The sequence below is a fragment of the Leucobacter luti genome, from assembly GCF_050310065.1.
Taxonomy (GTDB): Bacteria; Actinomycetota; Actinomycetes; order Actinomycetales; family Microbacteriaceae; genus Leucobacter; species Leucobacter luti_B.
The window spans coordinates 370147-381520 of sequence record NZ_CP190007.1 but is presented as its reverse complement, the minus strand read 5'-3'; the positions used below and the strand labels follow the sequence as shown (position 1 = coordinate 381520).

The 11374-nt window shown below is 68.3% G+C and carries 9 protein-coding genes and 1 tRNA gene; 9 read left to right on the top strand and 1 reads right to left on the bottom strand.

The window, feature by feature from the left end; translation table 11 throughout:
* The first annotated feature begins 50 nt into the window (after window positions 1-50).
* Genes ACOPJ3_RS01765 through ACOPJ3_RS01755 form a run of 3 tightly spaced genes read left to right on the top strand, consistent with a single transcriptional unit; the run spans window position 51 to window position 2939 of the window.
* Window positions 51-1130 (top strand): FecCD family ABC transporter permease, encoded by a 1080-nt coding sequence (locus tag ACOPJ3_RS01765; protein WP_427870111.1) that lies wholly within the window; start codon window positions 51-53, stop codon window positions 1128-1130.
* 55 nt (window positions 1131-1185) lie between these two features.
* Window positions 1186-2184 (top strand): ABC transporter substrate-binding protein, encoded by a 999-nt coding sequence (locus ACOPJ3_RS01760; RefSeq protein WP_427870110.1) that lies wholly within the window; start codon window positions 1186-1188, stop codon window positions 2182-2184.
* A 41-nt stretch (window positions 2185-2225) separates the two neighbouring features.
* Window positions 2226-2939, top strand: a complete 714-nt coding sequence (locus tag ACOPJ3_RS01755; RefSeq protein ID WP_427870109.1) for an ABC transporter ATP-binding protein — start codon at window positions 2226-2228, stop codon at window positions 2937-2939.
* Window positions 2940-3551: 612 nt separating this feature from the next.
* On the opposite strand, the gene ACOPJ3_RS01750 is transcribed toward ACOPJ3_RS01755, so the two are convergent.
* A tRNA-Leu gene (locus tag ACOPJ3_RS01750) sits at window positions 3552-3635 on the bottom strand.
* A 165-nt stretch (window positions 3636-3800) separates the two neighbouring features.
* On the opposite strand from ACOPJ3_RS01750, the gene ACOPJ3_RS01745 reads away from it, so the two are divergent.
* From ACOPJ3_RS01745 to ACOPJ3_RS01720, 6 genes are read left to right on the top strand one after another with little or no spacing between them, the layout of a single operon-like run.
* Window positions 3801-4715 (top strand): FhaA domain-containing protein, encoded by a 915-nt coding sequence (locus ACOPJ3_RS01745; protein WP_427870108.1) that lies wholly within the window; start codon window positions 3801-3803, stop codon window positions 4713-4715.
* Window positions 4712-5401: an FHA domain-containing protein FhaB/FipA gene (locus tag ACOPJ3_RS01740; RefSeq protein ID WP_427870107.1), complete on the top strand. Its 690-nt coding sequence runs from the start codon at window positions 4712-4714 to the stop codon at window positions 5399-5401. The genes ACOPJ3_RS01745 and ACOPJ3_RS01740 overlap by 4 nt, the downstream gene beginning before the upstream one ends.
* Before the next feature lie 2 nt (window positions 5402-5403).
* Entirely contained in the window at window positions 5404-6657 is a 1254-nt protein-coding gene (locus tag ACOPJ3_RS01735) for a Stp1/IreP family PP2C-type Ser/Thr phosphatase (RefSeq protein ID WP_427870106.1), read from the top strand.
* Window positions 6650-8050 carry an FtsW/RodA/SpoVE family cell cycle protein gene (locus tag ACOPJ3_RS01730; protein ID WP_427870105.1) on the top strand — a complete coding sequence of 467 codons (1401 nt, stop codon included), beginning with the start codon at window positions 6650-6652 and terminating at the stop codon, window positions 8048-8050. Before ACOPJ3_RS01735 ends, ACOPJ3_RS01730 begins: the two co-directional genes overlap by 8 nt.
* Window positions 8047-9534: a peptidoglycan D,D-transpeptidase FtsI family protein gene (locus ACOPJ3_RS01725; RefSeq protein ID WP_427870104.1), complete on the top strand. Its 1488-nt coding sequence runs from the start codon at window positions 8047-8049 to the stop codon at window positions 9532-9534. The genes ACOPJ3_RS01730 and ACOPJ3_RS01725 overlap by 4 nt, the downstream gene beginning before the upstream one ends.
* A complete protein-coding gene (locus ACOPJ3_RS01720; protein WP_427870103.1) occupies window positions 9531-11333 on the top strand; it encodes a serine/threonine protein kinase in 1803 nt (600 codons plus the stop codon). The genes ACOPJ3_RS01725 and ACOPJ3_RS01720 overlap by 4 nt, the downstream gene beginning before the upstream one ends.
* The last annotated feature ends 41 nt before the right edge of the window (window positions 11334-11374 follow it).

The following is an 11374-nucleotide window of genomic DNA, read 5'->3' as shown; positions in this document are numbered from 1 at the left end:
CCGCAAAGCGACCTCTCCTCCCGTGCCTGGACACTCCGAGAGTCCGGCCAGTGACCGTCGTCGGCGCGGCGGACGAACGTGCCGCCGCAGTCCTCCCTGGCGCCCGCGCGCACCGCCGCGGGCTCCTGTGGGTCGGGCTCCTCGCCGTCGGGACGGTCGCGTCGATCGTCGTCTCGGTCGGCCTCGGCTCCGCATCGATCAGCCCGGACACCACGGTGCGGGTGATCTGGCACCACCTCACCGGACTCGGGGCGGTGACCTGGACCACATCCGAGGACAACATCGTCTGGCTGCTCCGGCTCCCCCGCGTGCTGCTGGGCGTCCTGGTCGGCGCGACGCTCTCGGTCGCGGGCGTCGCAATCCAGGCGCTCGTGCGCAACATCCTCGCCGACCCCTATCTGCTGGGCATCTCCTCTGGCGCCAGCACGGGGGCGGCGGCAAGCATACTGTTCGGCTTCGGTTCCGGGCTCGGTGTCGCCGCCCTCACCGGCAGCGCCTTCCTCGGCGCCCTCGGGGCGATCATCCTCGTGTTCGCGATGGCGCGGGTCGGCGGCCGGATGATCTCCGCCCGCCTCGTGTTCGCCGGCATCGCGGTCGGTTTCGCGCTGACTGCGGCGACGAACTTCATGGTGTTCGTCTCCGACTCGCAGAACGGCGCCCGCGCCGTGCTGTTCTGGATGCTCGGCTCGCTTGGCCAGGCGCAGTGGTCATCGCTTCCCGTCCTCGCCGCGATCACCGTGCCCGTGACCGTGATCCTCACGGCCTGGTCCCGGCGCCTCGACGCGATCAGCATCGGCGACGACACCGCCCGCGTCCTCGGCACCGACCCGACCCGGTTCCGCGCCATCGCCGTGCTCGTCACCGCCCTTGCCGTCGCCGCCGCGGTCGCGGTCTCCGGGATGATCGGCTTCGTCGGCTTGGTCATCCCTCACCTGGTCCGCCACCTCGTGGGCGCACGGCACGTCGCGGTCATCCCCTGTTCGGCGCTGCTGGGCGCCCTGCTGATCGTGTGGGCTGACGTGCTCGCCCGAGCCGCCTTCGCCCCACGCGAGCTGCCCCTGGGCATCCTCACCGCCCTGATCGGCACCCCGCTGCTGATCATGCTCGTACGCCGCATGATGGCGCGCTGATCTTCCCAGACACGCCCCTCAGATCCACCCGAACAGAGAAGGAGAACCACACGACATGAACCGCACCCGCCCCGCCACCGCCCTCGCGGCACTGGCCTCCCTCGCCCTGCTCGCTGGCTGCACCGGCAGCCCCGATCCGGGCGCTGAGCAGCAGAGTTCCACAGGCGACTCCGCCTACCCGGTCACGATCGACAACTGCGGCGAGGAGGTCACGCTCGACGCCGCACCGAGCTCGGTGTTCACCGTCGGGACGACCGCGCTGTGGAACCTCCACGCCGCGGGCGCGGGCGACCGTGTGATCGCGCGGTCCGGCGAGTTCGGCGCCGACCTGAACAACGACGAGCTCACCGAGTTCTACGCCGACCTTCCGATCATCGATCCTTCCGACCCCACGACGGAGGCGATCGTGGCCACCGGCACCGATTTCGTCGTGGGCTACGGACTGTTCAACTCCAGCCGAGAGGCACTCGCGGATGCGGGGATCGGTTCGATCGAAAACTCCGACGAATGCGCTGGCGGTCACTCTGGGGGCGGCGGCGAAGGCGCGTCTGTCGACGCGATCCTCGCCGACATCGAACGCTTCGGCACGGTCTTCGACACCCGTGCGCAGGCCGACGCCACCGTCGCGGAGTTGCGGTCCCAGCTCGACAAGCTCGCTACCCAGCGTCCCGAGAAGGAGGCGACCGCGCTGATCGCCTACTACTTCCTCGGGTCCTTTGGCAGCCATGGCGGCACGAACGTCTCCACCGACATCCTGGATCGCGCTGGTCTCGTCAACGTGTTCGCGGACGAGCCGGGGCTGTTCATCGACCCCAGCCTGGAGTCCGTGATCGACAGCGACCCCGACTACATCATCGTGCACTACGGTGTCGAGGGCGAGAGCTTCGAACAGGCCCGCGACGCGTTCCTCGCCGAGCCGGGCGTCTCCGACATGCGCGCCGTTCAGAAAGGCAACATCATCGGCGTCCCCTATGAGGGCCTGATGTTCACCGCCGGCGCCATCGACGGCATCCGCGCCCTCATCGATGCGCGCACCGAAGGAGGCTCCCGCTGATCACCGTCGAGGGACTCACCGTCCGCTTCGGGAAGAAGGAGGTGCTCTCGGGGGTCGACTTCACCGTCACCCCCGGGAGCACCCACGGCCTCATCGGGCCCAACGGCAGTGGCAAGACCACCACCCTGCGCGCGATCCTCGCCGCCCAGCCCGCATCCGCAGGCCTGATCACCGTGGATGGCATACCCACCAGTAGCCTGTCGGTGCGCGATCTTGCTCTGAGCGTCGCCGCCGTGCTCCAGGACGAGGCGTCCGTGCTCCCCCTGAGCGTCTGGGACACTGTTCTGCTCGGACGCAGCGTCCACCGCACCAGCTTCCAGCGGTACCGCGCCGAGGACACCAGAATCGCTCTGGCGGCATTGGAGCGCACCGGCGTCACCGCCCTGGTGGAACGCAGCGTCCTGGAACTCTCCGGCGGCGAACGGCAACGCGTGCTCATCGCCCGTGCCCTCGCACAGCAAGCCCCTTATCTCCTGCTGGACGAACCCACCAACCATCTCGACGTGCGCTTCCAGCATGAGGTCCTCTCCCTGGTCGCCAGCCTCGACACCACAACGGTCGTGGTCCTCCACGACCTCAACCTCGCCGCCCGCTACTGCGACCAGCTTGTGCTCCTCGACCACGGCACCGTCATCGCAGACGGCACCCCCGACCAGGTGCTCAGCCCGGACACCCTCGAGGCCGTCTACCGCATCCGCGCACGCCGCATCGACGACGAGGGGGTCCCTCAGCTGAGCTTCGCAGCTCTGGGCTGAGCGGCGGACACGCGCGCCTGCTCACCACAGAGTCGAGTTCCCGCGAACGAGCCCTCCTCTCTGCCGGACAGGCAGCGTTCTCGTCATCGCGCTGACCCCACCAGACTGGATCAGCTCACCCAATTCCTCACCTGGCGTATCGGGAAACAGTCGCAGACCGAACTCGGCCCGGTCACAACCACCCATCACGGCATCCTCGTCGACGGCGCCTGGAGCGGCTCCTGGTGCTTACTGATCGCGGTCACCCCAAGGTTGCAGGTGTGAGCATGGCAATGGTTCGCACGCGAACCAACCGCAGCCTGGAACCCCCGACCCTCCCGGATGCTGTCACAGGTACACGCCGTCGAAGCCGCGATCGGATGGCACACACATCTCGATCGATGGTGGCGCGCCCACGGACACCTCACCGAGGAACGCATCCGAAAACCACGCCAGCGGAGAACGAGACCGTCACGGCGATCGAGACTGACGGGCGCTGGCTCAGAACAGGCTGGGCCGGCCGAGGGCAAACACACCCCACCCCATCCACCATTTCTGTCCCATAAGCCGTCTTATAAGCCCTGAAACGCAAAATGCCCCGGCCCAAAAACCGGAGCATTCCACTACATCTCGTGCGCGAGGGGGGACTTGAACCCCCACGCCCTTGCGGGCACTGGCACCTGAAGCCAGCGCGTCTGCCAATTCCGCCACTCGCGCGAGTCGCCGCCTGGGCGATTCCACCCAAACAACTCCCCTAGCCTAGCAGCACAGAGAGCCTCTCACCAAAGCGGGATACACTGAAGCAAAGTGTGGCCGCACACACAGCAGCGGCATACGCCAAAATTGCTGAAAACACCCAGATTCAGGAAGGACGGACGGCGCATGGGCATTCTTGACAGCGTGGAGCGCGGGCTTGAGCGCGCCGTCAACGGGGCGTTCGCCCGCACCTTCCGCTCGGGTGTGCAGCCCGTCGAGATCGCGTCGGCGCTGAAGCGCAAGCTCGATATCGGCTCCGTGGTCGTGGATCGCGACCGTGTGCTCGTGCCCAACCGCTTCCTCGTGCGCGTGTCGCCGAAGGATGCCGAGCGGCTGCGGGCCATGGGCGACACGCTCGAGCGCGAGCTGCGCGGGATCGTGCTGAAGCACGCGAAGCGCCAGGGGTATCAGCTGCTCGGTGAGCCCGACGTCGAGGTGCGGGCCGACGAGTCGCTCACGACCGGCGTGCTCGAGATCGACGCCTCGCAGGTCGAGGGCGCCGTCGACTGGGTCGCGGCGATCGATGTCGACGGCGTGCGTCACGAGCTGAAGCGCGGCACGACCACCGTGGGCCGCGGCAGCGACTGCGGGATCCGGATCGGCGACAACGCCGCCTCTCGACGGCATCTCGAGCTGATCTGGGACGGCGCTGCCGGCATCGCCCGGGATCTCGGCTCCACGAACGGCTCCAAGATCAACGGCGAGCGCTTCCGCGAGGCGGCCCTTTCCCCCGGGATCATCATCACGATCGGGCAGACCTCCCTGCAGTTCCAGCTCGTGCCCGGCCGCACCGCGGCCCCGAGCAGGCAGGCCCAGGCGCCCCAGCCGCAGCGCCAAGAAGCACAGCGCAAGCAGGCACAGCAGCAGCCGCAGCCCCCGGCGCGCCCGGCCGCGAATCCGCGCGTCGCCCGCGCCGCGCAGGAGCACGCCGCCCCGCGCCCCCAGTCTCAGCCGCAATCCCCGTCAACGCCCGCACGCCGCGGCACCGCCGAGCCGGACGAGATTCCCGGCATTGACCAGGACTTCTGGAGGGGACTGTGAGTGAACTCACCCTTCTGATCCTGCGCATCGGGTTCCTCCTGCTGCTCTGGTTCTTCATCTTCGGGATCGTCTACGCGCTCCGTTCCGACCTCTTCGGCGCACCGGTGCGCCGGCTGAAGTCGGACGGCGCCGGATCCGGATCCCCCGTTCGCCAGGCCGTCGTCGCCGCGCAGCCCGCCCAGCAGGCAGCAGCTCAGGCGCCGGCTGCGGCACCGCAGCCGGCAGCCGACCACCAGGCAGCCGACCAGCACTCGGCTCCCCCGATCACCCCGTCAGCAGGCGCACTCCCCTCGGCTGGCGCGTTCCCGGGAGCGGCCCTCGGCGGTCTCGTCGGTGCGGGCGCGGCAGCGGCAGGCGCAGCGGCAGGATCCGGATCCGGATCCCACCCTGGCGGCGCGCCAGGCACCCTCGTCATCACCTCGGGCGTCGCGAGCGGCACCTCGATCGCCCTCGACGAGGACTTCGTCTCGATCGGCCGCAGCAGCGACTCCACGCTCGTCATCGTCGACGAGTACACCTCGACCTACCACGCCCGCCTCGCCCGCAGCGGCGACCAGTGGATCCTCACCGACCTCGACTCGACGAACGGCACGAAGCTCGACGGCGCGAAGGTCACGAGGCCCGTCCCCGTCCCCCCGTACACGCCGGTGACCATCGGCACGACCACGTTTGAGCTGAGGCCCTGAGCGTGTCGGTCGGCTTCGAGAGCGCCATTGGCTCGCACGTCGGGATGGTGCGATCCAACAACCAGGATTCCGGCTACGCGGGCGACTACCTCTTCCTCGTCGCCGACGGCATGGGCGGCCACGCTGGAGGCGACGTCGCCTCCGCGGTCGCCACGAAGGCGATGGCGGCACTCGACGAGCGGCCCCAGTTCACCCCAGAGGCGACCACCAACTCGCTGCGCACCGCCGTGCTCGAGACCAACACGAAGCTCCGCTCGACCGTGCGCGAGCGCCCCGAGCTCGCGGGCATGGGCACGACCTTCACCGGCTTCCTCACGGTGGGAGACAAGCTCGCGCTCGCCCACATCGGTGACTCCCGCCTCTACCTCTTCCGCGACGGCGAGCTCCGTCAGATCACGAGGGACCACACCTTCGTGCAGCGCCTCGTCGACAGCGGCAAGATCACCGAGGAGGAGGCGAAGACGCACCCCCGCCGCTCCGTGCTCATGCGCGTGCTCGGCGACGTCGACTCCTCGCCGCAGGTCGACACCGAAGTGCTCGAGACGCGGCCTGGCGACGTCTGGCTGCTCTGCTCCGACGGCCTCTGCGGCTACGTCGACGACCCGGACATCGAGAAGATCCTGCGCCGCCGCGGCTCCCTGCAGGGCGCGGTCGACTCGCTCATCGACAAGAGTCTCGCGCACGGCGCCCCCGACAACGTCACGGTCGTGCTCGTCGAGACGACCGCGATCGAGGGCGAGCGCGTCATCGAGGAGCCGAATCCCCGCTTCGTCGGCTCGGCCGCGACGGCGCCGGCCCCGCGCGACGGCTCGGTCACGACCGCGCGCACCCGGATCCTGCGCCGCCGCCCCGTGCGCCGCCCCCCGCAGATCGAAGAGAGCCACTTCGAGCCTCGCGTCGACGAGTACCTCGCCGAGCTCATCGCGGAGACCCGCAGGCGCAACCGCCGCAGGCGCTTCCTGTGGGCGTTCGGCGCAATCGCCGTGCTCCTCTCCGTCGCCGGCGCGCTCTTCCTCGGCTACGAGTGGACCCAGTCACGCTATTACGTCGGCACTGACGGCGACACCGTCGTGATCTACCGCGGCGTGCAGCAGAGCATCGGATCGTTCCAGCTCAGCTCCGTCGCCGAGGACACGGGGATCCCGCTCGACAAGCTCGACGGCCTCGAGCAGCGCCAGGTCGAGCGCACGCTCGGCGCCGGCTCCCTCGAGGAGGCTCGAGACATCGTGCTCAGGCTGGGGGTGTCCGATGGCTGAGAAGACTGAGGAACCCCGCAGCTTCGAGAAGACGCGCACGAGCGAGACCGTGCTGCAGCGCATCACCGCGCTGCGCGCCCCGCGGAAGCTCCTGGGGCTCGAACTCTCGCTCCTCCTGCTCGCGATCGCGGTCGGGATCGCCGCCGTCGTCATCGTGGAGTTCACCGTCGTCGGCGGCCCGACAACGACACTGCTCGCGCCCGGAATCCTGTTCGTTGCAGCGCTTATCGGCCTGCACATCACGGTGCGGCGGGTCGCCCCCGACGCGGATCCGCTCATCATCCCGCTCGCAGCGTTCCTCAATGTGATCGGGATCGCGATGATCTACCGGATCGACCTCGCCGAGGCCAAGACGGGCTGGGCGGCGGACTCGACGCGCCAGCTCGTGTGGTCGAGCATCGCACTGGTCGCCGCGATCGTCGTGCTCCTCGTCGTGCGGAACCACATGAAGCTGTTCCGCTACACCTACCTCACGGGCCTCGCCGCAGTCGTGCTGCTCCTCCTCCCCATGCTGCCCGGCATCGGGAGGACGATTAACGGCGCGCGGGTCTGGATCGGGATCGGATCCTTCTCCTTCCAGCCGGGCGAGATCGCGAAGATCCTGCTCGCGATCTTCTTCGCGGGCTACCTCGTGCAGAGCCGCGACTCGCTCGCGATGGTGGGCAAGAAGATCCTCGGGATCCGTTTCCCGCGTGCCCGGGATCTCGGCCCACTGCTCGTCTTCTGGCTCGCGGCGATGTCGGTCCTCGTCTTCCAGCGCGACCTCGGCACCTCGCTCCTCTACTTCGGCCTCTTCCTGTCGATGCTGTACCTCGCGACGGGCCGAGCCGGCTGGGTCATCCTCGGCGTCGGGCTCTTCCTGGCTGGCGGCATCATCGCAAGCCAGACGCTGAGCTACGTCGGCGTGCGCTTCACGAACTGGCTCGACCCGTTCGCCGACCCGCAGGGCGGCAGCTACCAGATGGTGCAGGGCCTCTTCGGGCTCGCGAACGGCGGCATGACGGGAACCGGCCTCGGCCAGGGCTACCCCGAGGACACCCCGCTCGCGACGAGCGACTACATCATCCCGAGCCTCGGCGAGGAGCTCGGCCTCATCGGCCTCTTCGTCGTGCTCGCCGCCTATCTCCTCCTCATCGGCCGCGGCCTCCGCATCGGCTTCGCGGGCAACGACGACTTCGGCAAGCTCCTCGGCGCCGGCCTCGCGTTCACGATTGCGCTCCAGGTCTTCATCGTCGTCGGCGGCGTCACCCGGGTGATCCCGCTCACGGGCCTCACGGCGCCCTTCCTCGCCGCGGGCGGCTCGTCGCTCGTGTCGAACTGGATCATCATCGCGCTGCTCGTGCTCCTGTCGAACTCGGTGCGCAACCGCCCGAAGCTGGTGATCCGCTCATGAACAAGCAGCTGAAGTACCTGACCCGCACGGTGTTCGCGATGTTCCTCGTGCTGTTCTTCTCGGTCACGATGATCCAGTTCGTGAACGCGGATGAGCTGCGCGACAACGACCTCAATCAGCGCACCGTGAAGAACAGCTACAAGGTGGAGCGCGGCTCGATCCTGGTCGACGGGGATCCCATCGCCTTCTCCACCGCGACGGGCGACGAGTTCCGCTACGTGCGCCAGTACGCGAACGGCCCGCTGTACGCGCCGATCACCGGCTACTTCTCGCACCGTCAGGGCATGACGGGCCTCGAGTCGGCCATGAACAAGGAGCTCTCGGGCATTGGCAACGCCCAGTTCTTCACGCGGATCCAGAACACCCTGAACGGCGTCTCTCCGCAGGGCAGCTCGGTCGAGACCACGATCGACCCCAAGGCGCAGGAGGCCGCGATGTCGGCGCTCACCGAGCAGGGCTTTGAGGGCGCGGTTGTCGCGATCGAGCCGAAGACGGGCCGCATCCTGGCGCTCGCCTCTTCGCCGAGCTTCGATCCGAACGCGCTGTCGACGAACAACGACGCCGACATCATCACGAACTACCGCCAGCTCTCGGAGGATCCCTCGAAGCCCCTCGATAACCGGGCAACCGCCGGCAGCATGTATCACCCGGGCTCCGTCTACAAGCTCATCGTCGCGGCCGCCGCGATCGAGGAGGGCAAGGCGAAGCCGTCGACGGCGTTCGACAACCCGGCGCAGCTCACCCTCCCGCAGTCGAGCGCGGTCATGCAGAACGCGTCGCGCACGACCTGCGGCGGCGGCGACAAGGCGACCCTCGAACAGGCCATCGTGATGTCGTGCAACATCCCGATCGCGGAGCTCGCCATGAGCATGGACCCCAACGTCGTCCCCGACATGGCCCGCAAGTTCGGCTTCGAGCAGCAGATCGAGATCCCGTTTGCCGTCACGCCGAGCAACTCGCCGAACCCGGAGGATAAGGCGCAGACCGCGCTCTCCTCGATCGGCCAGCTCGACGTGCGCACGACGCCGCTGCAGATGGCGATGGTCTCCGCGGGAATCGCCAACGAGGGCAAGGTCATGAACCCGTATCTCGTCGACAAGGTCATCACCCCGGATCTCAGGGTGGAGCAGGAATTCAAGCCCGAAGAGTTCGCAAAGCCGGTGTCGAAGGAAACAGCGTCGGACGTAGCTGGCATGATGGAACACGGCGTCTCTACGCCGGAGGGACTCGCCCAGAAGGCGGGGATCCCGGGTGTTCGCGTCGCTGGCAAGACGGGAACCGCAGAGAACGGCACGGCCGACGACGGAAGCGACCTCCCGTTCACCCTCTGGTTCACCGGGTTCGCCCCGGTCGACGACCCGAAGGTCGCCGTCGCTGTCGTCATTGCGAATGGCGGCGGGGAAGCGTATGGATATCAGGGAGGATCGTTTGATCTCCCCACAGCTGTCGGAAAACGAGTAATGGAAGCGGTGTTGAGCGAATGAGACCATCGGCTGGGATCACATTCGGCGGACGCTACGAGCTCAGCTCACGGATCGCCGTGGGCGGCATGGGCGAGGTGTGGCAGGCAACCGACAGCATTATCGGTCGCACGGTCGCGATCAAGATCCTCAAGGACGAGTACATGGGGGATCCGGGCTTCCTCGAGCGTTTCCGCGCCGAGGCACGTCACGCCGCGCTCGTCAACCACGAGGGCATCGCGAACGTCTTCGACTATGGCGAGGAGCAGGGCTCCGCGTACATCGTCATGGAGCTCGTCCCGGGTGAGCCACTGTCCTCGATCATCGAGCGCGAGGGCCGGCTCCCGGCCAACCGCGTGCTCGGGATCGTCGCCCAGACCGCGACGTCGCTGCAGGCCGCACACGATGCTGGCCTCGTCCACCGCGACATCAAGCCGGGCAACCTCCTGATCACGCCCGAGGGCCGCGTCAAGATCACCGACTTCGGCATTGCGCGAATCGCCGACCAGGTCCCGCTCACCGCGACGGGCCAGGTCATGGGCACGGTCCAGTACCTCGCGCCCGAGCAGGCGAGCGGTCACACCGCGACGCCCGCCACCGACATCTACTCGCTCGGCGTTGTCGCCTACGAGTGCCTCGCGGGCAAGCGCCCGTTCACGGGCGAGTCGCAGGTCGCGATCGCCATGGCGCAAATCAACGACACCCCGCCGGATCTGCCGAACGACGTTCCCGAGCCCGTGCGCAACCTCGTGTACGCGTGCCTCGCGAAGGACGCCGCTGGCCGCCCGGAGACGGCCGCGAAGCTCGCGCAGGCGGCGACCGCACTGCACCGCGGAGACGTGCAGCTCGCCGCGAGCTACGTGCCGCAGGTGCTCGGCGAGGAGCAGCCCGCCACGATGGTGATGCCGCAGCAGGGCGCGGGCGACGACGCGGCGACGACCGCGCTTCCGCGGACGACCGCGCTCCCGGGCGCGGCGGCAGGCGTCGGAGCAGCGGGGCTCGCCGCAGGCGAGCTCGACGAGGACGCCGTCGAGGAGGAGCCGAAGAAAAAGAAGAAGAGCCCCTGGACGTGGCCCCTCATCACGCTCCTCGCGCTCCTGCTCCTCATCGGCGCCGGCACGATCTTCGCCCTCATGAACGGCAACGACTCGGACAAGAAGCCGACGACCACCACGACGACGACCCCGAAGCCGACCAAGACGCCGACGACCACGACGCCGCCCAAGCCGACGACCGGCGTGGTTGACAAGGGCGCGCTCGTGGGCATGAACGTGAACGATGCCGTGGCGGCCCTGCAGTCGCTCGGCTTCACGAACGTGGTCCCGCAGGAGAGCGGCCAGACCTCCGATGACCAGGCGAACAAGGTCACCGACGTGAGCCCGTCGGGCGACAAGGTGCCGTTCGACGAGCGCATCGTGCTCACCTACAAGACGGCCTACGGCGAGATTGGCCAGCCATCGGCCCCGAGTGCGAGCCCGAGCACGATCGACTCGGGCAAGACCTCGAACGTGAGCTGGGGCGTCGCGACGTGCCCGGCCGGCCTCAGCGTGCAGGCGTACAACGTCTCGGTGCAGGGCGACGGCACCGCCCCCGGCTCGACCCAGACGCCCAACGTGACCGTGACCGCAAACACCCTCCAGGAGGGTGCCGCAGACGGCAAGATCACCCTGAGCTACACCGTGACCTGCGGTGACGGTTCATCCGTGACGCGGACGTCTGCGGCCTCGGCTCCCGTCGAGATCACGGTCAAGGCCCCGGCCGCTCCGAACCCGAACCCGGGTGGCGGCAACAACAACAACAACGGCAACGGCAACAACAACTAAGAAACCCGGATGAGCGGCGGATTTCAGGAATTCGCCCAGTA

Excerpts from the sequence above, each read along its gene's own strand:
- ACOPJ3_RS01760 (WP_427870110.1), top strand. The coding sequence starts at position 1,186 with ATGAACCGCACCCGCCCCGCCACCGCCCTCGCGGCACTGGCCTCCCTC.
- ACOPJ3_RS01745 (WP_427870108.1), top strand. The coding sequence starts at position 3,801 with ATGGGCATTCTTGACAGCGTGGAGCGCGGGCTTGAGCGCGCCGTCAAC.
- ACOPJ3_RS01730 (WP_427870105.1), top strand. The coding sequence starts at position 6,650 with ATGGCTGAGAAGACTGAGGAACCCCGCAGCTTCGAGAAGACGCGCACG.
- ACOPJ3_RS01725 (WP_427870104.1), top strand. The coding sequence starts at position 8,047 with ATGAACAAGCAGCTGAAGTACCTGACCCGCACGGTGTTCGCGATGTTC.
- ACOPJ3_RS01720 (WP_427870103.1), top strand. The coding sequence starts at position 9,531 with ATGAGACCATCGGCTGGGATCACATTCGGCGGACGCTACGAGCTCAGC.